The organism is Pseudomonadota bacterium (genome assembly GCA_026388275.1).
Taxonomy (GTDB): domain Bacteria; phylum Desulfobacterota; class Syntrophorhabdia; order Syntrophorhabdales; family Syntrophorhabdaceae; genus JAPLKB01.
On the sequence record JAPLKB010000059.1, the window covers coordinates 38,404 to 64,053 of the forward strand.

General features: G+C 42.3%; 22 protein-coding genes. 20 read left to right on the forward strand and 2 right to left on the reverse strand.

Annotated elements, in window-relative coordinates; all coding sequences use genetic code 11:
- Window positions 1–81 precede the first annotated feature (81 nt).
- From NT010_14275 to NT010_14340, 14 genes are all read left to right on the forward strand, one after another.
- Window positions 82–1,110, forward strand: coding sequence for an ATP-binding protein (locus NT010_14275; protein ID MCX5807203.1), 1,029 nt, complete (start codon window positions 82–84; stop codon window positions 1,108–1,110).
- The gene (locus NT010_14280; GenBank protein ID MCX5807204.1) at window positions 1,107–2,393 is read left to right on the forward strand and encodes a sigma-54 dependent transcriptional regulator; all 1,287 of its coding nucleotides are present in this window, start codon (window positions 1,107–1,109) and stop codon (window positions 2,391–2,393) included. Before NT010_14275 ends, NT010_14280 begins: the two co-directional genes overlap by 4 nt.
- Window positions 2,394–2,396: 3 nt before the next feature.
- Window positions 2,397–2,735 carry a flagellar basal body protein gene (locus NT010_14285; GenBank protein ID MCX5807205.1) on the forward strand — a complete coding sequence of 113 codons (339 nt, stop codon included), beginning with the start codon at window positions 2,397–2,399 and terminating at the stop codon, window positions 2,733–2,735.
- A 124-nt stretch (window positions 2,736–2,859) separates the two neighbouring features.
- A complete protein-coding gene (gene flgC, locus NT010_14290) occupies window positions 2,860–3,291 on the forward strand; it encodes a flagellar basal body rod protein FlgC (protein MCX5807206.1) in 432 nt (143 codons plus the stop codon).
- A 9-nt stretch (window positions 3,292–3,300) separates the two neighbouring features.
- On the forward strand, window positions 3,301–3,588 hold the full coding sequence (gene fliE, locus NT010_14295) for a flagellar hook-basal body complex protein FliE (protein ID MCX5807207.1): 288 nt from the start codon (window positions 3,301–3,303) through the stop codon (window positions 3,586–3,588).
- A gap of 2 nt (window positions 3,589–3,590) precedes the next feature.
- The gene (fliF, locus tag NT010_14300) at window positions 3,591–5,219 is read left to right on the forward strand and encodes a flagellar basal-body MS-ring/collar protein FliF (GenBank protein ID MCX5807208.1); all 1,629 of its coding nucleotides are present in this window, start codon (window positions 3,591–3,593) and stop codon (window positions 5,217–5,219) included.
- 2 nt (window positions 5,220–5,221) lie between these two features.
- A complete protein-coding gene (gene fliG, locus NT010_14305) occupies window positions 5,222–6,217 on the forward strand; it encodes a flagellar motor switch protein FliG (protein MCX5807209.1) in 996 nt (331 codons plus the stop codon).
- The gene (locus NT010_14310) at window positions 6,201–6,851 is read left to right on the forward strand and encodes a FliH/SctL family protein (GenBank protein ID MCX5807210.1); all 651 of its coding nucleotides are present in this window, start codon (window positions 6,201–6,203) and stop codon (window positions 6,849–6,851) included. Before fliG ends, NT010_14310 begins: the two co-directional genes overlap by 17 nt.
- On the forward strand, window positions 6,832–8,157 hold the full coding sequence (locus NT010_14315; protein ID MCX5807211.1) for a FliI/YscN family ATPase: 1,326 nt from the start codon (window positions 6,832–6,834) through the stop codon (window positions 8,155–8,157). The genes NT010_14310 and NT010_14315 overlap by 20 nt, the downstream gene beginning before the upstream one ends.
- A 119-nt stretch (window positions 8,158–8,276) precedes the next feature.
- A complete protein-coding gene (locus NT010_14320) occupies window positions 8,277–8,699 on the forward strand; it encodes a flagellar FliJ family protein (protein ID MCX5807212.1) in 423 nt (140 codons plus the stop codon).
- A 233-nt stretch (window positions 8,700–8,932) separates the two neighbouring features.
- Window positions 8,933–10,363 (forward strand): hypothetical protein, encoded by a 1,431-nt coding sequence (locus NT010_14325; protein MCX5807213.1) that lies wholly within the window; start codon window positions 8,933–8,935, stop codon window positions 10,361–10,363.
- Complete coding sequence (locus NT010_14330; protein MCX5807214.1) at window positions 10,363–10,989, forward strand: hypothetical protein; 627 nt, start codon at window positions 10,363–10,365, stop codon at window positions 10,987–10,989. Before NT010_14325 ends, NT010_14330 begins: the two co-directional genes overlap by 1 nt.
- Window positions 10,990–11,000: 11 nt before the next feature.
- The gene (locus NT010_14335; protein MCX5807215.1) at window positions 11,001–12,596 is read left to right on the forward strand and encodes a flagellar hook protein FlgE; all 1,596 of its coding nucleotides are present in this window, start codon (window positions 11,001–11,003) and stop codon (window positions 12,594–12,596) included.
- 448 nt (window positions 12,597–13,044) lie between these two features.
- Entirely contained in the window at window positions 13,045–14,262 is a 1,218-nt protein-coding gene (locus NT010_14340) for a Fic family protein (GenBank protein ID MCX5807216.1), read from the forward strand.
- A 210-nt stretch (window positions 14,263–14,472) separates the two neighbouring features.
- Here NT010_14340 and NT010_14345 read toward each other — a convergent pair whose 3' ends face one another.
- The gene (locus NT010_14345; protein ID MCX5807217.1) at window positions 14,473–14,694 is read right to left on the reverse strand and encodes a type II toxin-antitoxin system HicA family toxin; all 222 of its coding nucleotides are present in this window, start codon (window positions 14,692–14,694) and stop codon (window positions 14,473–14,475) included.
- On the reverse strand, window positions 14,691–14,897 hold the full coding sequence (locus NT010_14350) for a type II toxin-antitoxin system HicB family antitoxin (protein MCX5807218.1): 207 nt from the start codon (window positions 14,895–14,897) through the stop codon (window positions 14,691–14,693). The genes NT010_14345 and NT010_14350 overlap by 4 nt, the downstream gene beginning before the upstream one ends.
- Window positions 14,898–15,466: 569 nt before the next feature.
- Between NT010_14350 and NT010_14355 the strand changes: the two genes are divergently transcribed.
- The 6 genes from NT010_14355 (at window position 15,467) to NT010_14380 (ending at window position 25,637) form a co-directional block, all read left to right on the forward strand.
- Window positions 15,467–16,465, forward strand: a complete 999-nt coding sequence (locus NT010_14355; GenBank protein MCX5807219.1) for a virulence protein RhuM/Fic/DOC family protein — start codon at window positions 15,467–15,469, stop codon at window positions 16,463–16,465.
- A 465-nt stretch (window positions 16,466–16,930) separates the two neighbouring features.
- Complete coding sequence (locus NT010_14360) at window positions 16,931–18,460, forward strand: DNA cytosine methyltransferase (protein ID MCX5807220.1); 1,530 nt, start codon at window positions 16,931–16,933, stop codon at window positions 18,458–18,460.
- 19 nt (window positions 18,461–18,479) lie between these two features.
- Window positions 18,480–19,958, forward strand: a complete 1,479-nt coding sequence (locus NT010_14365; protein MCX5807221.1) for an ATP-binding protein — start codon at window positions 18,480–18,482, stop codon at window positions 19,956–19,958.
- Complete coding sequence (locus tag NT010_14370; GenBank protein ID MCX5807222.1) at window positions 19,942–22,623, forward strand: Z1 domain-containing protein; 2,682 nt, start codon at window positions 19,942–19,944, stop codon at window positions 22,621–22,623. Before NT010_14365 ends, NT010_14370 begins: the two co-directional genes overlap by 17 nt.
- On the forward strand, window positions 22,610–23,551 hold the full coding sequence (locus NT010_14375) for a PD-(D/E)XK motif protein (protein ID MCX5807223.1): 942 nt from the start codon (window positions 22,610–22,612) through the stop codon (window positions 23,549–23,551). The genes NT010_14370 and NT010_14375 overlap by 14 nt, the downstream gene beginning before the upstream one ends.
- Window position 23,552: 1 nt before the next feature.
- Window positions 23,553–25,637 (forward strand): AIPR family protein, encoded by a 2,085-nt coding sequence (locus NT010_14380; protein ID MCX5807224.1) that lies wholly within the window; start codon window positions 23,553–23,555, stop codon window positions 25,635–25,637.
- Window positions 25,638–25,650 lie beyond the last annotated feature (13 nt).

Genomic DNA, 25,650 nt, shown 5'->3' on the forward strand with positions numbered 1-25,650 from the left:
GCATTTAAATTAATCATGCCTGCGTCGGAAACCAACTTGCTTCAAAATGCTTTTCAAGAATTTTCTAAAGCCTCTGATTCAATGATAAACTACTATAATATGCTTGAAAGCCATATAGGACTTTTAAAGCAGGAAGTGGAAGAGAAAAACAGGGAGTTGGAAAAGGCAAAGGAATATCTGCACAATATCCTCGATTCACTGCCTGTAGGGGTTGTCGTTATTGATAGAAAATCTGTATCTTTTTCAAACAGAAAAGCAGAAATGCTGGGCTCTGAAAAATTCTTATGTGGTTTAAATAATGGTGATCAAAAAGCTGGTGAAATAAAAAACGGCCAAGGTTATTACAGGTGGAAAAAAGAGGTATTAACAAACGGTTTTGTAGGAAAAGAGGTTATTGTATTTGAAGACGTAACTGAATTTGAAAAGATGAAAGAAAGGCTCGAAAGAGATGAAAGATTGATGGCTATGGGTGAAATGGCTGCAAGGATTGCCCATGAAATCAAAAACCCTTTAGGAAGTATGGAGCTTTTTCTTTCAATGCTTGCAAATGGAAAACTAAAAACAAAAGAAAAGAAAAAATATATAAATTATGTGCAGTTCGGAGTTAAAACTATTGACCGGATCATTAACAACATACTTTCCTATACGAGACCTAAAACGCTTGTATTAAGACCTGAAAAAATCAGCGAAATTGTAAAAGATACCCTTGATTTTATGAGCGTTTCCATCATGAGCCGTAATATAGGAGTTCAATTTAATTCCACTTATGACGGCCCCTCGTATTTTGATCCCGATATGATGAAGCTTGTGATAATGAATTTTATCAGCAATGCTATCGAAGCTGTTACAACACAGGGTTTTATCAGGATAGAAATAAAAGAGGAAGAGAAATACGTTGTTGTTGCTATAAGTGATAACGGTATTGGTATGAGCGAAGAGGTAAGAAGAAATATTTTCAACCCTTTTTTTACTACAAAGGACAAAGGCGTCGGTCTGGGACTGTATATTGTCTATAATATTATAAAAGCCCATGGTGGTTATATTGAAGTGGAATCAACAGAGGGTTCAGGTGCATCTTTTTTTATTTATATTCCAAAGGATAAGACTTGAAAACGAATGTACTTGTTGTAGATGATGATTATCATATGAGACTTGCTCTTAAGGAATCCCTGTCAAAGGCGGGATATGCTGTTTCCTTTGCAGAAGATGGAATGAGGGCAATTGATGAAATTAAAAAACGTATTTTCGATATTATCATAACAGATGTAAAAATGCCGCATATGAACGGAATTGACCTCCTGAAACATATCAGAGAAGATAATCCTCTGCTGCCTGTGATTCTTGTAACGGCATACGGGACGATCCAGGATGCAGTTAGCGTGATAAAAGAAGGTGCTTTTGATTACATTCAAAAGCCTTTTAATGCTGAGACGCTTTACAGTGTGGTAAAACGTGCGCTTGGTGTTAATGGCGGGAAGATTGTCTATTCTTCAAGAATAATGCGCGATGTATTTCTTAAAGCAGAAAGGGTGGCAAAATCAGACACTACTGTGTTTGTGCTTGGTGAAAGTGGAGTGGGAAAAGAACTGGTAGCAAGGTATATCCATGAAAACAGCGACAGGTCAAAAAATGCTTTTGTGGCTGTAAATTGTGCGGCATTGCCGGAAAATCTTCTTGAGAGTGAGCTTTTTGGTTACGAAAAGGGGGCTTTTACCGGCGCTATATCAAAAAAAATGGGTAAATTTGAGGTTGCGGACAAGGGGACGATATTGCTTGATGAAGTCACAGAAATGGATTTCAGACTTCAGGCAAAATTGTTAAGGGTTTTACAGGAGAGAGAAATAGAGATAGTCGGTTCAAAGTACCCAAAAAAGGTTGACGTGAAGGTTATTGCCACAACAAACAGAAACATAAATAAACTTGTTGAGGAAGGTAAATTCCGTGAAGATCTGTTTTACAGACTTAATGTATTTCCTATAATCGTACCGCCCCTTAGAGACAGAAAAGAGGACATCCCGGAACTTGTGGCGCATTTCTTGCGTAAGCATTCTAAAGGTACTGACATGCGAATTGATGAGGAAGCGATGACTTTTTTAATGGAGAACAGCTGGAAGGGCAATGTGAGAGAGCTGGAAAATAATATTGCCAGGGCATGCATCCTTTCGAATTATTCTGTTATTAAATTGACGAATTTGCAGGAAACGGCAATTGTGAAAAACATCTCTCAGGGTTCTGTAAAGGAAATGGAGACGAATCTTATTCTTGAGGCTCTGAAATCTTATAAAGGTAACAGGACAAAAGCAGCTTCAATGCTTGGTATAACAGTGAGGACATTAAGAAATAAAATAAAAGAATACAGAGACTTGGGGATTAATATCCCTGATAAGGAGTAAACTATGGATGTCGTAAATCTTATTGAAAGAGCTCTTACAATCAGGTCTTATTATCACAAAGTCATTGCAGGGAACATAGCAAACGCCGATACTCCTAATTATAAGGAAAAAGATATTAATTTTTTTAACGAGATACAGAAGAAGACTCTTGGCCAGAAAGATATTGAAGTGAAAGAAAATGCAGGAGATGAAGGCGGCAACAGCATGGATGGCAATACGGTGAATTTTGAAAATCAAATGATAAAGATGACGGAAAACAGCATGATGTACAATTCGCTTATTCAGCTTGTTACAAAAAAGTTTTCTATGATGAGATACATGATTAATGAGGGAAGAAGGTAAATTGAAAACAAATTTTGAGTTACATGCGAGGCAATTAATGTATTCTACAGCGAATCTTGGTTTTATTTTTATTAATAATTTAGAACTCAAAACTCAAAACTGCTTTTGGGTAAGGGGGTAAAACATGGGTATCCTTGATATGTTAAAAGTCAGTGCATCGGGTTTGAAATCCCAGAGGATAAGGATGGAAGTAATTGCCTCAAATCTTGCCAATATACATACAACACGAACGGATGAAGGCGGTCCCTTTGTAAAGAAAGAAGTTGTCTTTGGGACAAGTGAGGTTTCTGAAACAAAAGAGTTTGGAAAAATACTTTCAGAAAGGATTGAAGGGGTGAAGGTTGACAAAATTGTTAAAAGCAACAAACCTTTTGAAAGGGTTTATGACCCTGGTCATCCTGATGCTGATAAGGAAGGGTATGTGACATTTCCCAACGTAAACCTTATGGAAGAAATGGCAGACATGATATCGGCTACGAGGGCATACGAAGCGAATGTAAATGTGATTAACACGACAAAAGAGATGTTCATAAAAACGCTTGATATAGGTAAGTAGGAGGCATAAATGAAGATTGAAACGTTAAACCTGCCCAGCTTTACCGGAAGCACCGGTGCTGCAAAAGTTACAGGGACAACATCATTCGTTGACGTTCTTAAAGATTCTATAAATAAAGTAGGTGAATTGGAAAAAGAAGCTGACAACGAAGTCCAAAAGCTTGCAACAATGCAAACTCAGGATATTCACAATACAATGATTGCAGTCGAAAAAGCTGACCTGTCCTTCCAGATGATGATGCAGATAAGGAATAAGATTATCAGTGCATATGAAGAGATTATGAGAATGCAGGTGTAATTATGGCAGCGGCAGAATTGTTTCTAAACAATGCAAAAAATTATATAAAAACCACTCCGAAAAACAAGCTCTATGCCTATGTATTTATTTTTGTAGCCGTAATCGGCGGCTCTATTCTTGGATTATCGTTAATTCAGAAAGAAAATTATCAGACCCTGTTCTCAGGTCTTTCAACCGAAGATGCATCGATGATCGTGACAAAATTAAAAGAGCAGAAAGTCACTTATAAACTGGGACTTGGCGGAACAAGCATATATGTGCCGAAAGATAAGGTATATGATGTGAGACTTTTGCTTGCTTCACAAAATGCGTTACCCGGAGGCAGCGGAGTTGGATTTGAACTCTTCGATAAGACAAATTACGGAATGACTGAATTTATGCAGAACATTAATTATAAAAGGGCAGTTCAGGGAGAGTTATCGAGGACGATAAATCAGATGCCCGAAGTGAAGGCATCGCGTGTACACATTGCCATTCCGGAAAAGACGCTTTTTACCGACAGGGAAAAAGATGTTACTGCTTCCGTATTTTTAAAGCTTAAACCCGGAAAAATATTAACTAAAGATCAAACCATGGGTATTGTCCAACTTGTTGCAGGCAGTGTTGAGAATCTCAAACCTGAAAATGTAGCATTAATAGACTCTTCAGGAAAGATCCTTTATAAGGGCGGGGATGCAGGTTCACCTTTTGTTGCCAGTACACAGCAATATGAGCTGCAGAAAAACCTGGAAAGAAAAGTGGAAGAGTCCATACAATCGATGCTCGACAAATTTTTATCTACAAGCAAATCTATAGTGAGAGCAAGCGTGGAGCTTAACCTGAGAAAGGTGGAAAAAGTTGAAGAAGAGTATATGCCGGATAAAGCTGTTAGAACGGTAGAAAAGAAGAGCAGGGAAATAAATGCCGGCAAGTCATCAAAAGCAGGAGGTGTGCCGGGAGTTGCATCAAATATACAGAATTTGACAAAAAAAGACATGGGCAGGGAAAAACAGGAATCGCCGGCAAGGGAAAGTGAATCAGAAAGAGAAGAGACACATACCACATATGAAGTTAGCAAAACTGTAAGTAAAATTATTGAACCTTTTGGTGATATTAAAAAGATGTCTCTTGCAATAGTGGTTGACGGCAAATATGAAAAAGTAAAAGGGCAAAAAGAAGAATTGAAATATGTCCCCAGGTCGCAGAAAGAATTGAATGATATAAAAAATCTTGTTGTTCGCGCAGTAGGTTACGATGAAGCAAGGGGAGATAAGATAGAGGTTGTGAGTGTGCCCTTTGAGACAGAAAACCTTGCTGATGAAAAAGGGCTTCTTGAAAAAGCCGAAAGAAAAGAATTGATGTATAATATTGGCCAGTATGTCTTTTATATTATCATCTTCGTATCGATACTCTTTTTTGTAATAAAGCCTGTTATCGGTTTATTAAAAAGCAAGGGCGGCAGATCAACACCTTTGAAGCAGGTCAAAGGTGTTAAAGATATGTATATAGGCAGTGGCGGAGGTGCAACAGCCGAAAACACGGAGGCGGCAGTAGCAGGTGCTGTTAAACCGCAGCCGGCCCTTGTCAGTGCAATGAAGGACAAGGAATTTGTCAAATCTATCATTAAGGAATGGGTCAAGGAAGGAACATAATTATGAACCTTGCCGATATAAACGGATTAAGGAAGGCAGCAGTACTGCTTTTGACTATGGATGAAGAGCTTTCGAAAGAAGTAATCAAAGAGCTTGACGAAGTTGAAATTGCAGCTATCGGACAGGAAATATCCAGATTAAAGTCTATTCCGGATGAGATTGTGAGACTGGTTCATGATGAATTTATAAAAAAACTTGATAAAAACGGCTCAGTAGTAGATGGTGAAAATAAATTCAAATCTCTTGTAAAGCAAAGTCTTGGTGATGAAAAGGCAGAAATGTTTATTGAGTCAATGGAATCTAAAGGCGGAGTTCCCGGTGAATTTTTGAGAACTTGTGATCCCAGAGCGCTTGCAAATACAATACGCGGGGAGCATCCTCAAACAGTTGCCCTTATCTTGTCTATATTAAATTCAAAGAAGGCATGTGAAGCTATAGCCGTACTACCCGAAACAATACAAAGCGAAGTTATGATGCGCATGGCGCATCTGGAGAGAGTAGACAAGCAGGTTCTGCTTGAAATTGAAAATGTTTTACGGGAGCAATTGGAATCCGTGGGTTTTGCAGAGGGGAAACAGCTAGGTGGAGTAGATGTAGTAGCAAACATTCTTAACCAAATGGACAAGACGCTTGAAGGCGATCTTTTGGGCAGGATTGAAGAATTGAACCCTGAGCTTGCCGATAAAATAAAACAATTGATGTTTACCTTTGAAGACCTTGTCCAGCTTGATGACAAGAGCATTCAGGTTATTTTAAAAGAGATATCCTCAGAAGATCTGTCAATTGCCTTGAAGGGCGCGTCCGAAGGTATAAGAGGGAAAATATTTACAAATATGTCTGAAAGGGCTGCTACTATGCTTAAGGAAGATATTGAATCAATGGGACCTGTAAGGTTATCGGATGTTGAGCAGGCACAGGTGAGGATTGCGATGACTGCCAAAAAGCTTGACGGTGAAGGAAAGATAATAATATCAAGAGGAAATGAAAGGTTTGTTTGAGATGGTTAAACCTTTTACCTTGAATAATTTTGTTGATAAATATGAATCTAAAGACGGCAGCCATGAGTTTGTATCTTTTTTTAATAATTCTAATAATCCTACATCCTTAGACATTGAATTACAACAGATGCAAGATAATGCTGCAGATATTGAAAATGAGGCAAGAAAGGTCTTTGAAGATGCATATATTCAAGGGGAAAAATCAGGATATGAAATGGGTATGAAAAAGGTCGAACCTCTTGTAAAGAGACTCAATGGAGATATCGCCGCGTTGACATTGCTTAAGGAAGAGCTTTTTAAAAAAGCTGAAAAACTTTCAGTTGAGCTGGCGCTGGTGTTTGCAGAGGGAATTGTTTTAAAAGAATGTCATGAAAACAGAGAGATAGTTCTGAATATGGCGAGAAAAGCCCTGGAAATTTGTGAAGAAAAGAGTGGAATAACCATCAGAATGAGAAGGGAAGATGTCCAGCATATATCTGAAGATCGAATATATCCTTTGAAAATTGTACCGGATGATACTTTAAAGGACCCGGGTTTTATTATTGAAACCAACTTTGGCGATATCGATGGAACTATTGCCACGCAGATAGAAGAGTTGAAAAAAGAGTTTTGTAATGGATATGCAGATAGATGAGAAAGCACTTGCCGTTCGGGAAGTGCTCACAGATTTTTATCCTTATAAAGTATACGGTAAAGTAAACCAGGTTGTAGGGCTTGTAATTGAAGGAAAAGGCCCGATATCATCGGTTGGGGACGCCGCACTTATTTATCCGGTGGACGGAACCGTGCCGATTGACGCTGAGGTTGTTGGTTTTAAAGACGGGAAGACCCTGCTTATGCCTCTTGGCGACTTAAGAGGTGTGGGCATAGGTTCAAAGATACTTTCAAGAAAGCGGGCTGTGAACACATTTGCAGGTCAAGGGCTTCTCGGAAGGGTTATAGATGGCCTCGGGAATCCGATTGACGGCAAAGGCCCTATAAACTGTTCTGACGTGATTCCCGTATACAGGGAAACGGTAAATCCTATGAAGAAAAAAAGGATTACTGAACCGCTTGATCTCGGGATACGCAGTATGAACGGGCTTTTAACATGCGGAAAAGGACAGAGACTGGGTATATTTGCCGGTTCCGGTGTGGGTAAAAGCGTTCTTCTCGGTATGATAGCGAGGCATACAGAGGCGGATGTTAATGTGATAGGGCTTATAGGAGAGCGAGGCAGAGAGGTTAGGGAATTCATAGAAAGAGACCTCGGAGAAGGACTTGAACGCTCTGTTGTTATCGTTGCAACCTCGGATCAGCCTCCATTAATAAGAGTAAGAGGTGCTTTTTTAACGATTGCTATTGCGGAATATTTCAGGGATAAAGATAACGATGTGCTTTTAATGATGGACTCCCTGACACGCTTTGGCATGGCGCAAAGGGAAGTCGGACTTGCCATTGGTGAACCCCCGACATCAAAAGGCTATACGCCGAGTGTTTTTTCTCTTCTGGCAAAACTTCTTGAAAGGTCAGGCAATGGTGAAGAAGAGGGTACCATGACGGCAATATATACAGTCCTTGTTGAAGGGGATGACCTTGATGACCCGATTGCGGATTCGTCAAGATCAATTCTGGATGGCCATGTTGTTCTTTCAAGAAGGCTTGCGGATATGAATCACTATCCGCCTGTTGATGTTTTAAAGAGTATCAGCAGAACAATGAAAGATATTGTATCAAAGGAGCAGATAGAATATTCAAGCAAAATAGTAGAGATATTATCAGAGTATGAAAGAGCAGAGGATTTAATCAATATCGGAGCATACAATCCCGGAAGCAACAAAAGAATTGACTATGCAATATCTATGATAGAGAAAGCAAGGGCCTTTCTTGCCCAGACGGTGGATCAAAAAGTTACTCTGGAAGATGCATTTAACAGTATGAAGATATTGTTTTATGTATAGAAGTTCACAATTAATTCCTACTCTGCGCGGCACCAGCCTGCGGCCAACTCCGGATATTCACTATTCACTATGTCCCGCATTAAGCGGGATTAAACCGCACACTATTCACCCTCTTTATCATGCCTAAACTCAGGATTGAAAGAATCATAGAAATAAAAGAGAAAATGCTGGATGATAAGAAAAAGGAAATGGAAGCCGTTATTGCCGGGATAAATAAAATAACAAATGACATCAATGATACAGATAGTGATATTGAACTGAATTATAATAAAATAACCGGAACATTAATGAATGGCAATGATATCTATGTAATAAAGGAATATGTAATATTTCTTGAAAATAAAAAGCTTGAGATGATCAACAATAGAGAGAAGCTGAGAGCCGAGGAGAATGCTTTGAGGACGGAGCTTCTTGAGATGATAAAAGAAATAAAAATGCTTGAGACATTGAAATCAAAAGAATTAAAAATCATCAAAAAATCAGAAAACAGAAAAGAACAGAAAATGCTTGATGAACTGGCCTCAAGAGATGAGAGAAAATAGGAAATAATTTCCCTCCAGGGAATAATTTTCCACCAATATTCCCGGTAAAAATACACTCAAAACATACAACCCAATAAAATAATTAGAAAATTAGTTATGGCACGAATATTGTTATATAAATGGGTATGGAAAATCTACTTATTAATAATATGTTTACGGGATTCAACGGTTCGGTAAATATGAATCAGTCTGATGGACAAGCGGCTTCTCTGGAAGGAGACTCTAAAAATTTTATGAGTGTCCTTAATAACATTATGAATGCCGGTTGTTTAAAAGAGGATGTAATGGGGATGGGAAACAGTATTGTTTCCCAACAGCCTTGCATACAGTATATATACCCGTTACTTCTGGGTTTATTACAGAATATCTCCAATACACAGACAGGAAAAGACGCAGGTATTGTCAGCGGCGATCCTTCGCAGCAACAATTGAATGGAGGAGGTGACGGCAGCGAAGCCGATGATAAAAATACTGTCGATATTGATGTTACCGGAATGGAGATGGCACAAGTTCAAGCCTTGCTGCTTCTTCTTAACAATATTTCTCAAACACTAAGCAAAAAATATGGTGATCCCGATATTGCTGAAACTGTCGGAGAAAACCTCTCTGATGATAATTCAATATCTGCTGAAAACATAAACGAAAGCCTCAGGGAAGGAAAGGACGTAAAATTTTTGTTTGACGGATTGTCTAAAATCACATTAAAGGGCGAGACCGAAAAATCCGTGTCGCAGCAGTTACCGGAGAGCATTGCAGCTATGCCGGTTATAAATAATGTGTATTTTAACAAAGACCAAACCCTCAATAAGGATGCAAAAAGTGATGATTCTGATACTTCTTCATTAGAAGAAAGGATTTTTATAAACAATATATTGAGCAGAGAAAAAATATTATCAGCAAGCAATCAAAAAAAGCCGCTTATTGAAGTGAGCAGTGATGTGCAGGACAACATCGAAGTTTTAGCGAGAAACATTGCCAATGCTTTAAATCAGGGAAAAAACAGCAGCAAAGAAGCATTTTTTGCGAAATACCAGAAGGCTGATTTGAATGCCGGGTATTCCGGAAGCAAAGATAACAGTACCCAGGCATTATTTGCTCAAGTGGAAAAAAAGTTCGATGAGTCAGCAATAACCCGGGAAAAGGATTTTACGGATATACAGAGCAAGGATCTGAAATTAGTATCTAAAGATGATGATTATATGTCTTTTTCAAAACAGGACAATTTTGACAACGCACTTGTCAGGGAAGCGCAGAGCAATAAAATTGTGAAGGAAACCTTATTCTCATCCGTTATGACAGAAAAAATAGAGAAAATTGTTGAACAGTACTCAACCAAAAGCCAATCCATGGATATGATTGTCAGGTTAAAAATCAATGATAATGACACGTTATTGGTTGGGCTGAAAAACGATGGACAAAGGGTTATGGTCGATGTCAAGACAACAAACGGAAACCTTATAAACATATTACAAACTCAGAAGAATGATATCATCCATAACCTGGAAGAAAAGAATATATATACAAATATTTTTGTTGATCCTGATGGCAACGGCAGTTTTGAGAGAAGAGAAGCGAGACAGGAAAATCAGAGGAATTCCAAAGAAAAGGCAAAACAGGATGATTTTATAGAATTCTTAGAAGCATCAGTACAAGGGGGTGCATAATGGCAGTAGTACAGGCAGTGAGTGGTGCAACAACAGCATCAACAACAGGATCAGCGACAACATCAAAAGCGACTACAATCGACAAAAATGCTTTCCTGAATCTTCTTGTTTCACAGATGAAATACCAGGATCCCTTAGACCCCATGAAAGCAGATCAATTTATGAGCCAGCTTGCGCAGATTACTTCGGTAGAACAGTTGCAGAACATAGCAAGTTCGCTTGATACGATGAAAACAACAATGGAAAAAGGCAGTGCGACCCAGTGGATTTCGACAATAGGTAAAAAAATAAACGTAAACAGCAATGTGCTTGCAAAGGGAGATCAGGTTTATTTAACTCCATCCGGTGATTTCGATAAGGTAGTTTTGACATTAAAAAGCGCAACTGATGGTTCCTTAAAAGAGGTGAGCATCAATAAGGGAGAAGCTCTTGTGTACACTTATGATGGTAATGATACTGTGACCATGTCATCCATGGCATACAAAAACAATAAATCTATAGGCTGCACACCGAGTGTATATAAAATTGTAAAAGCACTGGATGTGTCGACAAGCGGAACGCCTCTTCTTGTTGTAAACAGCGGAGAAAGTTATTCGGTAAGTACAGTTAAGCAAATTAAAGAATAGGAGGTATTAACATGCTGAGTTCATTCTTTTCAGGTATCAGCGGTCTGATGTCCAACACACAATCTATTAATGTCGTCGGCAACAATATTGCAAATGTGAATACTGTCGGCTATAAAAGCGCCAGGGCCACGTTTGAGGATGTGTTGTACCAGTCTATCAATGGCGCTTCGGGTACAAGCCAGGTTGGTAGGGGCACCGCGTTGAGCTCGGTCGATACGTTGTTTGCCCAGGGATCATTTGAAACTACAAGTGAGGCTACAGACCTGGCCATAGGCGGGCAGGGTTTCTTTTTAGTCAACTCAGCCGATGATTCTTCGACATATTACACAAGGGCAGGCCAGTTCAGATTTGACAAGGAAGGTGATATGACCAACCCGGCAGGATATATTCTGCAAGGGAGGGAAATAGACAGGACAACAAACGCACCGAGCGGCGTGGATAAGGACATAGTAATTTCACCTGAACCAAGCAAGCCAAGGGCAACCGAATTGATCGGCATGGCTTTAAACCTCCAGTCTGATGCAGACTGGAAAGGCACCATAAGTGCTCTTGGCGGAGCAGGCACGTCTATTTCAACCATTTCCGGGAGTGAAGGTACATACCCGAGGGTTGGTGATTATACTGCAACTATGAGTACAGTAGGCTTAAACAGAGTATTGACAATTGTTGTAGCAGACAAAGACCCTGAAGGGGGATTAACAGGAACTACGGAAACATATTCAGACACTGTAGCGGCTGGCTTACCCTACACGGATTTTGGAGGTTCGGGACTGGATTTTACAACGGCAGCAGCATTGGGAGCTGATGGTACTGCCCAGACTTTTAGTATATCCGGATTTCAATATGATTATTTGAGTGCTTCACAGAACCCGACTTCAACATCCAACTATTCCTCATCCATTACGGCATATGATTCGCTTGGTCAGGGTCATGTTGTGAATGTATATTTCAGAAAGGCATATGAAACAACTACGGACCAAAGCGTATGGGAATGGGCGGCTGTTCTGGATTCAGCTGATTCGGTAACAGGTGTGGATACATTGGCGGATTGGGGTACGCTGACCTTTAACAACAACGGTACACTAATTGCCGGAGGGGATCCTGTGACGGTTTCCTTTAATTTCTCTCAGGGGGCTGTTCAAGCTCAAGACATAGAACTGGTCTTTGGTTCAGATTCCGGCGGCGGTACATCAACTCAGTATCCTATTGCGTCTACGACAAATTTTCAGACACAGGACGGTTATCCTCCCGGTGTATTGACAAATGTAACAGTAAGCGCAGAAGGGATAATTTCAGGCCATTACTCTAATGGGCAGATACTTGACCTTTACCAGATTACGCTTGCTAACTTTAACAATACGCAGGCATTGAGGAGAGAAGGCGGCAATTTGTTTTCGGAAACTCTTGATTCAGGTCCGGCATATACAAGTGCTGCTGGCAGTGGAGGCCTCGGCAAGATAAATCCTAACTCCCTTGAACAGTCGAATGTAGATCTTGCGACGGAGTTCGTAAAGATGATAGTAGCTCAAAGAGGGTTCCAGGCAAACTCACGGGTAATTACAACAACTGATGAAGTGCTCCAGGAGCTTATGAACCTGAAGAGATAAGGTGCAGGTATCTATTATGTCGGATTTCAGAAAGTTTTGGAATGGTTTCAAAAAGTTCTGGAATAGTTACAGAAAGTTTTGCAATAGTATTAGTGATAAATGGCCTTCTTCAAAACCGAAGAAGGCCATTTTCAGAATCTGTATCATCTTCTTGTAGACTTTTAGAGAAGTGGATTCCCGAAAAGTTTGGGAACAGGGTAGCCATCAGGCAGGGAGGCCGGCGGTTATTCTTTTTTTATCATTAAAAAATAATAAGAAATTGAGAATAAATCCGGTGCTTTTACGCTCAGTGACCTTGACCACTCCGATTGAGGAAATCGTTTAACTGGTAAATATAATCGGCAATACAATCGGCAGAAAGTATCATATTTATTCTTTTAGTTGACATAAATATCCTTTGCTGATATATATCTATGTAGTATATTACTTCGGCATCAGGATAGGCAATATGTACGACAGAATATCCCAAATGGAACCTTTGCTCCCATCCGGAGATACTGGTCTCGAAGATATGGCCCGGGAAATCATCGCACGGTCCGCAGCTTTGGGAGGCCAACTGCATCCTTTGAGTCAGAGGCCGATAGCTGAATTGCTGCGGCTCGTTAACAGCTATTACTCTAATCTTATCGAGGGACACAGCACTCATCCTGTTGACATCGAGCGGGCAATGCGGAACGATTATGCTGGTGATCCTGTCAAACGGGACCTGCAAATTGAAAGTCTTGCCCATATCGATTGTCAGCGCAAAATCGAGGCGCTTCTTCAGGACAAACCTGAACTTAACGTGGCGGGTACGGATTTTCTCTGCATGATACATAGAATTTTTTATAACCGGCTTCCCGAGGAATTGTGCCTGATGAAAGACGAAGAAAATGGCGAGGTGCTGAAAGTAGCCGGTGGGGAGCTGCGGCAGCGGGAGATTCAGGTTGCCCGGCATGTCGGCCCCCTGGCCCAATCTTTGCCGGAGTTTCTGGAACGTTTTGCCGGTTTTTATAAAAGCGGAACCTGCCACGGTATTATGCCCATAATAGCTGCTGCTGCCTCTCATCACCGCCTTATGTGGATTCACCCCTTCCTCGATGGCAATGGCCGGGTGGCAAGGCTTTACACGGACGCATGTTTCCGGAGACTCCCTCTTCCAGGATACGGTTTGTGGAATGTGAGCCGGGGACTTGCGCGACGCCGCGATGACTATATGGCGGCGCTGACCTGGGCGGACGCATCGCGACGTAACGATTACGACGGCAGAGGAAATCTGTCCAATGAGGGACTGGTGAAGTTTTGCAGATTCTTCTTTGATATTTGTCTGGATCAGATCGATTATATGAATAATATACTGAAGTTGGACGGACTACTCGAAAGGATAAAAGGGTATGTACAGTTGCGGGGAGCTAAGGTTGCTCCAGCACCAAAGCCTGGGAATCCTATGCTTAAGACGGAGGCTGCGTACATGCTGCAGGAAGCCCTTCTGCGAGGCGAGGCAACCAGGGGGGACATGATCCGGGTCTCTGGTATGGCGGAACGGACAGGGAGGATGCTGCTGGGACAGTTGCTGAATGAAGGGTTACTGGTTTCCGATACACCGAAGGGGTTGGTGAGGATAGCCTTCCCGACCTTTGTGGCAGGGTATCTATTCCCGGACCTCTATCCGGCGCAGGCTGCATGATATTTTTGGTTTAATATCAAAAAATGGGGCCGAAAAAGAATTTCTTCGATTGCCACAAGCTGAACAGGACAAGATTCGAAACAAGATACTCTCCCTGGAAAATAACCCGAAGCCAGTCGGTTCTAAAAAACTTAGAGAAACAAATTATTTCAGAATCAGATCAGGAGACTATAAAGTAATATATAGCGTTGATGACACTACCTTTCTTGTTTATAGCATTCTATTGAATTCATCAATACCAAGACCTGCGGATCTTATGATTGCCCTAAGCGTTCCTCTGTCAAGTTCCTTATGGTCAGGTACAACTATCTGCCCAAAAGGATTATCTCTTCTTAAGACAATATGACTTCCCTCTTGTCTCTTAAAATAGAATCCGGCCTTGTTTAGTGCTTTGACGCATTCACGTCCGGAGATTCTTGGCAGATTACTCATACCGCAACAAGTAAGGCATCAAATCTATCTTCGGGAACGGCAAAATTATCTTCTTTAAGCGCAGATATATAGCCTTGAATTGCCTCTTTGGCATTTTCTATGGCTTCTTCTTTTGTCTTGCCCTGACTTATACAACCTGGTAAGCTTGGACATTCAGCAACCCACCAGCCATCCTCTCCAGGATAAACAACAACCTGTCTCATATAGCATACCTCCATTCGCTTCTCTATTCTTTTATTATCTCACAATGTATCTGATATTCCAAGAAAATCGATTTAACATTTAAATAAAACCTCATTTGGATGAACTTTTAGGCTAAAAGATTTTAATTTGATGACGAGACGAAAAGAACAGAATTACCCGTTGAAGCAGAAAACTATTTGCAATCCCTTGGAAAAAAGAGGAAAATAAATTATTCAACTACAATGTTACGGTTCATAAGGTTGCATTTAGTGCCATTTTGCATTGAGGTTTTAAATGTTCTTAACTATTCACTATGTCCCGCATAAAGCGGGATTAAACCGTGCACTAACACTATTCACTGTATTTTCGCTCAGCACGGGGGTTTTATGGGGTTTGGCTATTCACTATCCACTAACGACTATTCACTGTATTTTAAATTCGGCACGGCATTTCAAACTGGTTGCCGGTGAGGCATTGGAGTTTTGAAGGATGTCCCGATTTTCCGTCATACAATGTTGTTTAATAGATAGATTATGAGAACACGTCAAGATTATAGCCATAAAAACTACAGAGGCAGAAAGTCTAACTGATGACGGACAAATCCAGGGGCGAAATCCTCTTTTATAAAACAGAAGACGGCAGTGCAAAACTGGAAGTCCGGCTTGAACAGGAGACGATCTGGCTGGATGCCCATCAAATGGGTGTACTCTTTGAAAGGGATCGTTCCGTTATTGTTAAGCATATTCGCAATATCTACAAGAATGAGGAGTTGTCGCCCGATTCAACCTGTGCAAAAAATGCACAGGTTGCGGCTGACAATAAAACCCGCATAATGGACCTTTATAACCTGGACATGATTATTTCAGTGGGTTATAGAGTCAATTCAAGACGGGGTACCCAATTCCGCATCTGGGCAACTCAGGTTCTCAAGGACCATATTATCAAAGGCTATACAATCAATGAAAAACGCCTGAAAGAACAAAACGAGCGCCTCCGGGAACTTCAGCAAACCATTGACCTTCTTGGCCGTATTGTGGAAGAACGACAATTGGCCGGACAGGAAGCAGAGGGCCTTCTCAAAGTGGTAAGCGATTATTCTCTGGCTCTAAGACTCCTTGACGATTATGATTACAGCAGACTTGCCATAGGCGATACCACAGAACAGACATGTTTTATAATCACCTATGAAGCGGCACGAAAAGCCGTGGATAGGCTTGCAACAACATCGGGCATTAATGGCAGCCACCTCTTTGGTCGTGAAAAAGACGAATCCTTCCAAAGTTCTATCGGTGCCATCTATCAAACCTTTGAAGGTAAAGAAGTATATCCCAGTATTGAAGAAAAGGCCGCCCATCTACTATATTTTGTGGTTAAAAATCATTCTTTTGTCGATGGGAATAAACGGATCGCGGCGTCTCTCTTTCTATGGTTTCTTGATGCCAACGGTATTCTCTACCGACAGGATGGCAGCAAAAGGATAGGCGATAATGCTCTTGTAGCCCTTACGCTTATGATTGCCGAAAGCAGGCCTGAAGAGAAAGATGTGATGATAAGGGTAATTGTAAACCTTATCAATAAGAATAATTGAATGAGATCGAGTGGGAAAAAGTGAGCCAAGTGAAGACAGATAGGAGTTTATATGATATTGTTAGGCATTCGAATTAACAAGATGCCCCCTAAAAAGATTAAATTGAAAAAGGCTCAATAAAAAAAGCTTGTGGAAACGTGGTAATAAGTAATATAGGCTCATATCATTTGCAATCCCTTGAAAAAAATAGGAAAATAAATTATTCAAATCAAAGTTTCAGAGCATATGGGGCCATTTGGCAGCGAGGTTTTAAATGTTCTTAACTATTTACTGTTAACTAACGACTATTCACTGTTTTTTCACTCGGCGCGGGGGTTTTATGGGGTTTGGCTATTCACTATCCACTAACGACTATTCACTGTATTTCGGATTCGGCAAAGTATTTCCAATCACTGGCGGGGAGTTATCGGTTGAAGAATACTCCCATTGTCCAGATTTATGGCAAACACTTTGGTATAAGACTATATGAGCATACCAGTTATTGACTTATTTGCCGGTCCGGGAGGCCTCGGCGAGGGATTTTCTTCATTAAGGGATCAGAATGGTAATCCTGTATTCAAGATACATCTCTCTATAGAGAAGGATCATTTTGCCCATAAAACACTGGAACTGAGAAGCTTCTTCAGGCAGTTTCCGGACGGAAAAGTACCGGAGGATTATTATCGGTATATCCGCAGGGAAGGCATAACAAAAGAGGAATTGTTTAGTCGGAATGAACGTGAGGCCAAAGCCGCGCAAAAAGAAGCATGGCGGTTTGAACTCGCCAAGGAACATGCCTTAGAGATAGACGAACGGATTAAGGAAGCTTTGGATGGAGAGCAATTATGGGTTCTCATCGGTGGCCCGCCCTGTCAGGCATATTCTATAGTGGGTCGTTCCCGGATGCGCGGGTCAGACCCATCCAAGTACGAAAATGATCCTCGACACTATCTTTATAAGGAGTATCTCAGGACTCTCACGACACATCGCCCTCCCGTATTCGTGATGGAGAATGTAAAAGGGATTCTTTCATCGCGGGTTAATGGCGAGGCTATATTTGAGAAGATACTTCATGACCTGTCTTTAGCCGGACACAATGACAGCCAGAAAGGGTATCGGTTATATACTCTGAACCCGTATGCACAGAAGGCTCAACCGGGTGATTTTGTAATTCATGCAGAAAAACATAATATCCCGCAAAGGCGGCATCGTGTAATTGTTGTCGGGGTTAGAAGTGATCTTGATGTCAAACCGGAACCACTCTACGAAAGACAGACCACCGTAACCGTTGGGGATGCTATTTTAGATTTGCCGAGGATCCGTAGTGGCATATCAAAAGAACTCGACAGTTTTGCCGTATGGTCTGGGATATTGGAAGAATTTTCAAAGAACACAGGCAGACTTGAACCCATGCCAGAAGATGTGCGGAAAGAAATTGAGATGGGCTGTATCAGCCGGGATCATTTGACTTTAGGGGGAGAGTTTATTCCGATAGAATTAGGCGGGCACCCATCGGTCTGGCTCAAGGAATATGCTTGGTGGTTCATGGATGAACGTCTAAAAGGGTATTCTAATCATTCAGCAAGATCTCATATCCGTCAGGATTTGTTCAGATATTTGTATGCATCCTGCTATGCCAAAGCCAGAAAAACTTTTCCTCGTATAGCTGACTTTCCGTACTACTTGAGACCGGCACATCACAATGTGGAAGATGCAGCAGCTGGGAAACTTTTTACCGACAGGTTCAGGGTTCAACTGGAAGACAAGCCTTCTACTACGGTTGTATCGCATATAAGCAAGGACGGCCATTACTTCATCCATCCAGATACCACGCAATGCAGAAGCCTGACGGTACGAGAGGCAGCGAGGCTGCAAACCTTTCCTGATAATTATTTTTTTGAAGGCAACAGAACATCACAATATACGCAGGTTGGAAATGCTGTTCCACCACTACTTGCGAGACAAATAGGTCAGAGTATGGCAGAGCTTCTTGGAATGCTATACAACTCGACATAACACCGAGGGGGATGGTAACATGTCCGAATTAGTGATCGCACCATATGCTCCGGCACTAATAGAATCTCTAAGGTCTGCCGGTTATTCGCTTGAATCAGCCATTGCTGATGTTATGGACAACAGCATATCCGCAGGTGCAAAGCAAATTCATGTGCGATATTCACCACATGATGATCCATATATTTTAATTTTTGACGATGGCATTGGTATGACACCAAGCGAACTCACTGAAGCTATGAGGCATGGAAACCGTGATCCTGGAGAAGTGAGAGCCGTAAATGATCTTGGTCGGTTTGGTCTAGGCTTGAAGACTGCTTCTCTTTCACAATGTCGGAAACTCACCGTTATCAGCCTGAAAGGAGGCCAACTGTCAGCACGATGTTGGGACATTGATCTTATCGCGGCACGCGATGACTGGGTCCTATATGTGCCCGAGGGTGATGAAATTGAACAGTTGCCATTTGTAAAAAGTCTAAAAGCACAAGGTCATGGTACAATTGTGCTATGGCAGAAGCTTGACCGGGTGGCAGTCGGTGAACGTAATATACAGGATGCACTTTCAGGGAAAATGGATATAGCACGACTACATCTTGCCTTGGTATTCCACAAATACCTTTCTGGCGAAACAAACCAAAACAAGATTGAGATTCGCATGAATGAGAATTATGTATCTGCATTTGATCCGTTTTTTTCCAAGCATTCTGCTACGCAAGTTCTTCAAGAAGAACTGATAATGGTTGAAAATCATAATGTTTTAATAAAAGCTTACATTTTGCCTCATATAAGTAAGCTTTCACCTGATGAATTACGCACTGCTGGCGGAGAGGAAGGTCTTCGACACAATCAAGGGTTCTACGTATATCGCAATCATCGCTTGATTACATGGGGAACATGGTTTCGATTAACGAAACGGGCGGAGCTTTCAAAGCTGGCCCGTGTAAGCGTAAACATCCCGAATGCCCTCGATCATTTGTGGACCCTCGACATAAAAAAATCAACAGCTTATCCGCCGGAGGAAGTAAGACGAAATCTCAGCCGGATAATTAATAAAATTGTTGGAACAAGTCATAGAGTATACACCTATCGAGGCCGCATAACCAAGACTGACAACCTAATCCATTCCTGGAACCGCTTCGAAGGCAGAGATGGTATCAGTTACGTTATAAACAGGGAACATCCCATTATGAAAGCGTTCAGAGCCGGACTGGATGTAGACAACAGAAAAATGCTTGATCTCTTTTTGGATACAATCGAAAGTACTTTTCCGGCAGATGCCTTATATGCAGATATGGCGTCTGATCGCCCGAGGAAATTTACGGAAATAGGTTTAAAAGAAAGACTAACAGAATTAGCACTTTTTCTTCTTGAAACTGCAGAAGCCGTTGAGGGAGGTAAAACAAGTCTCTTGGAAGGCCTTGCTTTCATAGACCCTTTTTGTCAATATCCTATAATCACAGAATCCATTTTAAAGGAGCTGTCAAATGCCTACCGAGAATGAACAGATGATTGAAAATCTGGTGGTAACCACTATTCGGCCGAATCAATTGCCTACAGAAGAAGATATTCTGAAACTTGTCCAGGGATTTCGGCTTATGTTTCCTATCTCAGAAGAGGAAGCCAGTACAGTTCTTCGAAAACTTCATACACGACTAAGCATCAACATGGATACTGGTACTGCTATTGTTGAAGATCACCAGCCGTGGCTATTTGCACGAAAACCAGAAATTGATCCTTATTACTGGAATCGCTACGAAAAATATCTCATTCAGAGTGTGTGGTCGCCAAGAGTTGTCAACGCTCTAGATAGAGTCACCGACGAAATACTCGACCTAATGGGCAATCCTATCAAAACAGAATCGTGGTTGCGTAGAGGGTTGGTAGTGGGAGATGTACAGTCGGGAAAAACTGCAAACTATACCGCTCTATGCTGCAAAGCAGCAGACGCTGGCTACCGGCTTATTATACTTCTGACGGGTACACTGGAAAATCTTCGCCGTCAGACACAGGAACGTTTGGATGCAGGTTTCGTAGGACTTGACAGTTCCGGTCTCCTTTCGCAGCAGCGAACAACAAGAGAAGTTGGGGTTGGCATACTCAACCGGATCAGGATGGCAGGGGTTTTTACATCTACAAAATATGACTTCAAAAGCGAACTGATGAATCAACTGGGGTTTAAACTGAGTGCTTTTGCAGAGCCCGTTCTGGTAGTGGTCAAGAAAAACAAAAGAATTCTGGAGAATCTAGAAAATTGGCTTCGTTCATATAATGTTGGTAGTTCAGGAAGAATTGATACACCTATGTTGCTTATTGACGATGAAGCCGATAATGCTTCGATAAATACCAGCCCAAACTCAGATGATCCGACAGCTATCAACGAAAGAATCCGAGCACTCTTGCACCTTTTTACGAGGTCAACTTATATCGGCTTTACGGCAACTCCTTTTGCGAATATTTTCATCGACCCTGATTCCGAGAACGATATGGTAGGCGATGATCTGTTCCCGAAGCATTTCATCTATGCGTTAGAGGCACCGACGAACTACATTGGTACTCAGTCAATTTTTGGAGAAGAAACACATCTCGACTGCCTCAGAGAAATAGATGATTCGGACATAATATTTCCATTAAGGCACAGAATCACTTTGATAGTTGAATCACTTCCTGGGAGCCTGATGGAAGCCGTACGCAGCTTCATCGTTTCTAACGCAATACGCGACCTTAGAGGTGAGGATGGAACTCATCGGTCAATGCTGGTGAATGTAAGCCGATTCACCGGAATACAGGAGCAGGTGGCACGTTTGTTGGACTATGAATTGCGGGAGATTAACCGAGAAATAAGGAATTACAGCCAACTTGATATCAAAGAAGCGTGTAGATCAGAAGTAATTGCAGCAATCAGGAACACTTGGGAGAAAGAATTTTCGGATGCCGGATTTGCATGGCTCGATGTTCAACATTCCCTGCTCCAAGCTGCGCTCCCGATCGAGGTAAGGTCAGTAAACCAGCGTTCAGGAGCGAAGAGCCTTGATTATTCTACATACCGTGAGAAAGGCTTACGAGTTGTAGCCGTCGGAGGAAACAGTCTTTCAAGGGGGTTGACGCTTGAAGGTCTTTCCATCAGCTATTTTTTGCGGAACTCTCAGATGTACGATACTCTGCTGCAAATGGGTCGTTGGTTCGGTTATCGGGATGGATACGCTGATCTTTGTAGAATATGGCTACCGGTGGAAGCCATTCACTGGTACCGATATATAGCACTTGCAACTGAGGAACTGCGCAGCGAAATTTATAGGATGCAGTCATTAAGTCTTACGCCCAAGGACTTTGGGCTTAAAGTGCGAGCCCACCCAGATTCACTCATTGTTACGGCTCGAAACAAAATGCGCTCTGCCAGAACAATTGAACGTGTGATTTCTATAAGTGGGCAAAGAATCGAGACACCAAGGCTGTATCAGTCCATTGACATGATCCGGGCGAATGCTACTGCTGCGGAAAGCCTGTTTACTAAACTGAGAATGGATGGGATTCTCCTCGATAAGTCGCCTTATGGAAACAACATTTGGAGGGCTGTGAACAAGGAACTGATCTGTCGGTTTCTTAGGCGGTTTGAGAGCCACCCCCTAAATCTTACCTTTCAGAAGGATGACCTTGCGCAGTTTTTGGAAAACACTGATGAAGCGAAGCTTCAGATGTGGGACATCGTACTGCCTAACGGTGGCGAAACGGAAGAGATATTCGCTGGAATTGTTTATCATCCTCAGAAACGTAGGATTGAAACCAGAAACGACTCCAAGATGATTCTTGTGTCAGGCACAAAGGCACGGGTTGGTTCCCGAGGAATCGACAGAGAGGGTATTCCTCAGGATGTAGTGGTTCGTATAGAGGAGGAATACCGGCAGAAGAATCAGAGTGTCCCTGACAAGGCCTTCACGCCAGTGAGATCAAGACCTCTCCTGCTCGTCCACATTGTAAAGCCGGTTCAATATGACAGAGATTACAATACAGGGGGTAACCCTCTCATTGCGTTAGGCTTGAGTTTTCCGGAGTTCAATGACAGCACTGATGCCCGCAAAGTGCGATACCGAATCAACTTAGTGGAATGGAGAAACATGTTTCAGACAGAACTTGATGACGACGTGGAGATGGCTGATGACAACATTTGAGTCACGCTGGGGAAGTTTCGGACCGGGAAGAGGTTTTCAGCGAGTCGATGAGGACCATCCTCTGGACTTCTATATCGGTGTTGATATTTCGGACCACCGTGTTCTGCTTCTTGTTATGGAAAGTGAGCTACATGTTCCCATGCAAAGCCAAGCAATTCAAGTTATTTGTAGCCGGAGACAGGACGGCAGATGGGCTCTCATGTTTTCTCTCTTGCGGCCCGATCTGGGAGTGATCTTTTCGCATCTATGCGAGGATATTGTGGAATCAAGTCGAAAAATATCAGATAAATCGAAAGCTGGTGAGCTTATCTTGAGCCGTTTTGTCCGGTGGCAACGACTCCTTAGAAGCGGTAGCACGGGTTTACTTGACGAATCAGTGCAGAAGGGACTTCTTGGAGAGTTATTGTTTCTTCGGCAGTTAGCATTGCCGGTCTATGGTACTATTTCTGCCCTCGAAGGCTGGGTTGGACCCTTGAATGCTGAACAGGATTTTCGATACGTAGACAGGATTTTCGAGATCAAGACAATCGGACCGGATGCGCTCACCGTGAGAATCTCTTCCGCTGAACAATTGGATGATACCGACCGACCGATTCAACTGGTTCTGGTAGTGTTAAACCAAACTGATCGGACTGATGCCGATGCGTTTTGTCTTTCAAGCATTGTTGCTGAACTACGGCAGGAACTGCTGTTCGATCCAGCAGCGTCAGCTCTCTTTGGTGATCGGCTTTTGTCAATCGGATACTTTGATAGAGACGAGTATAGCACACTATTTTTCAGATTCGACCGTTTTCGGTACTTTGCGATCCGTGAGGGGTTTCCAAGGATAGTACGGTCGCGGCTACCGTTAGCAGTTAGCAGCGTGAGATATGAACTATATATTCAGGCTTGTCTGCCTTATGAGATCGTGGGCACTAGGGAGGAATAATATGGAGCTTGAAGATTACCGCAAAGATTTCCTTGAATCTGTCAAGTCACGCGCGGCTGCCGACGGAGACCTGACTCAAGCGGCGTTCGTGACGGTTGTGTCTGAGAGACTCATAGAGGCAGAGGAATTACAGGATTTTGAACCCTGTTATTATCCAGGAAGCGGGATTCGAGATCGCAGGTTGAAGCTTCGCGTAGATGGGTATTCTTACGATGATACCGATGGTTCTTACAACCTTATTATTGCTGACTATCGGGGTAATGATGATATTGAGACGCTAACGCAGACCGATGCGACCACTCAGTTTACAAGACTTCGATCATTTCTTTTGGAGGCGGTTTCCGGTATGCTGCATCCGGTACTGGAAAACAGTTCTCCGGCACATGCTCTTGCCGTCAAACTCTATGGACATCCTGATCTTATCACGCGTTTTCGCCTCTTCCTCGTAACCGACGCAGTTCTCAGTGCTCGTGTCAAAGATTGGCGCGAGGAATCTCTTAACGACAAACCTATCGAGTTCCATATATGGGACATTGCACGTTTCCACAGGGTTTCCGAATCCATGACAGGAAGGGATGAGCTTACCGTAGATTTTCGGGAGTTCGCGGATGATGGTGTTCCCTGTCTGGAAGCGAGCCAGACTGACGGAGAGTATAAGGCCTACCTATGCGTTATGCCGGGAAGTATTCTTGCCGACCTCTACGACAGATTCGGTAGCCGGCTACTTGAAAATAACGTTCGTTCATTTCTGGGGATACGTGGAACAAAGAGCGTGAACAGCGGTATCCGTAACACTATACTGAAGCAACCTACTATGTTTTTTGCATATAACAATGGTATCGCGGCAACTGCCAGCGAAGCAGAAGTTGTTTATTCCGGGAACAGTCTGTATCTGGCGCAGGCAAAGGACCTTCAAATCGTGAACGGCGGACAGACAACTGCGTCACTGACCAATACAAGGCGCAAAGACAAAGCTGCACTTGATGGTATATTCATACAAATGAAGCTCTCTGTTATCGAGCCCAATCGAGCAGAGGAGGTAATTCCGCTCATCTCCCGTTTTGCAAACAGTCAGAACAAGGTGAGTGATGCAGATTTCTTCTCTAATCACCCATTCCACATAAGAATAGAGACGCATTCGAGGCGTATATGGGCACCGGCCGTGGATGGCGCTCAGCATGAGACGCACTGGTTTTATGAGCGGGCCAGAGGCCAATTTCTTAACGAACAGGCCAAACTGTCGCCATCTGAAAAACGCCGGTTCCTACAACAAAATCCACGTTCCCAATTGCTTACAAAAACGGATCTTGCCAAGTATGAGAATACTTGGAGAGGCATGCCGCATATTGTCAGTCTCGGGGCGCAAAAAAACTTCAAATATTTCGCTGAGTGGATTGATGAAAAATGGAAAGCTTCAGATGTTGATTTCAGCGAAGAATATTTCAAAAATATTGTTGCCAAGGCTATTCTGTGGCAGTACACGGAACGAATGATCTCCGGGCAGACATGGTATCAGGGCGGATACCGGGCAAATATTGTTGCCTACACTATTGCCAAGCTTTCAAACAGTATTGAGGTCGAGGGCAAGGGGCAGGCCCTTGATTTGCGAGCCATCTGGACAAAGCAGCAGCTATCGGATGCAATCCTGAAGCAACTTCAGTTGATCGCCGAGGCCATGTCAAAAGTGATTGTAGATCCTGATAGACCTGTGGAAAATGTTACAGAATGGTGCAAGAACAAGCTTTGTTTTGAAAGAGCGGAGAAGTTACAAATACCGCTGTTGCCTGGATTCTATAAGGAATTGGTCGACAAAGATGAACTGAGGGTTGCAGCAAAAGATGGAAAGTCCCTGCAGAAGACCGACAAAGGGATCTCTGCTCAAATGGAGGTTCTGGAATTAGGTGCCGTGTACTGGTTGCAAGTAAAGGACTGGAGCGAAAGCAACAAACTGTTGACTCCAGAGGAAACAAAACTGGTGGCCCTTGCTTCAAGGATACCAGCAAATATTCCCAACTACTACCAGAGCCAAAGACTTCTTGAAATACGGCAAAAAATCGAGATGGAAGGATTTATGGCATCGTCGTAATTAAACATAATGT

Coding starts and splice junctions, on each gene's coding strand:
- NT010_14275 (MCX5807203.1), top strand. CDS start 82: ATGATAAACTACTATAATATGCTTGAAAGCCATATAGGACTTTTAAAG.
- NT010_14285 (MCX5807205.1), top strand. CDS start 2,397: ATGGATGTCGTAAATCTTATTGAAAGAGCTCTTACAATCAGGTCTTAT.
- flgC (MCX5807206.1), top strand. CDS start 2,860: ATGGGTATCCTTGATATGTTAAAAGTCAGTGCATCGGGTTTGAAATCC.
- fliE (MCX5807207.1), top strand. CDS start 3,301: ATGAAGATTGAAACGTTAAACCTGCCCAGCTTTACCGGAAGCACCGGT.
- fliF (MCX5807208.1), top strand. CDS start 3,591: ATGGCAGCGGCAGAATTGTTTCTAAACAATGCAAAAAATTATATAAAA.
- fliG (MCX5807209.1), top strand. CDS start 5,222: ATGAACCTTGCCGATATAAACGGATTAAGGAAGGCAGCAGTACTGCTT.
- NT010_14310 (MCX5807210.1), top strand. CDS start 6,201: ATGAAAGGTTTGTTTGAGATGGTTAAACCTTTTACCTTGAATAATTTT.
- NT010_14315 (MCX5807211.1), top strand. CDS start 6,832: ATGGATATGCAGATAGATGAGAAAGCACTTGCCGTTCGGGAAGTGCTC.
- NT010_14320 (MCX5807212.1), top strand. CDS start 8,277: ATGCCTAAACTCAGGATTGAAAGAATCATAGAAATAAAAGAGAAAATG.
- NT010_14325 (MCX5807213.1), top strand. CDS start 8,933: ATGAGTGTCCTTAATAACATTATGAATGCCGGTTGTTTAAAAGAGGAT.
- NT010_14330 (MCX5807214.1), top strand. CDS start 10,363: ATGGCAGTAGTACAGGCAGTGAGTGGTGCAACAACAGCATCAACAACA.
- NT010_14335 (MCX5807215.1), top strand. CDS start 11,001: ATGCTGAGTTCATTCTTTTCAGGTATCAGCGGTCTGATGTCCAACACA.
- NT010_14340 (MCX5807216.1), top strand. CDS start 13,045: ATGTACGACAGAATATCCCAAATGGAACCTTTGCTCCCATCCGGAGAT.
- NT010_14345 (MCX5807217.1), bottom strand. CDS start 14,694: ATGAGTAATCTGCCAAGAATCTCCGGACGTGAATGCGTCAAAGCACTA.
- NT010_14350 (MCX5807218.1), bottom strand. CDS start 14,897: ATGAGACAGGTTGTTGTTTATCCTGGAGAGGATGGCTGGTGGGTTGCT.
- NT010_14355 (MCX5807219.1), top strand. CDS start 15,467: ATGACGGACAAATCCAGGGGCGAAATCCTCTTTTATAAAACAGAAGAC.
- NT010_14360 (MCX5807220.1), top strand. CDS start 16,931: ATGAGCATACCAGTTATTGACTTATTTGCCGGTCCGGGAGGCCTCGGC.
- NT010_14365 (MCX5807221.1), top strand. CDS start 18,480: ATGTCCGAATTAGTGATCGCACCATATGCTCCGGCACTAATAGAATCT.
- NT010_14370 (MCX5807222.1), top strand. CDS start 19,942: ATGCCTACCGAGAATGAACAGATGATTGAAAATCTGGTGGTAACCACT.
- NT010_14375 (MCX5807223.1), top strand. CDS start 22,610: ATGACAACATTTGAGTCACGCTGGGGAAGTTTCGGACCGGGAAGAGGT.
- NT010_14380 (MCX5807224.1), top strand. CDS start 23,553: ATGGAGCTTGAAGATTACCGCAAAGATTTCCTTGAATCTGTCAAGTCA.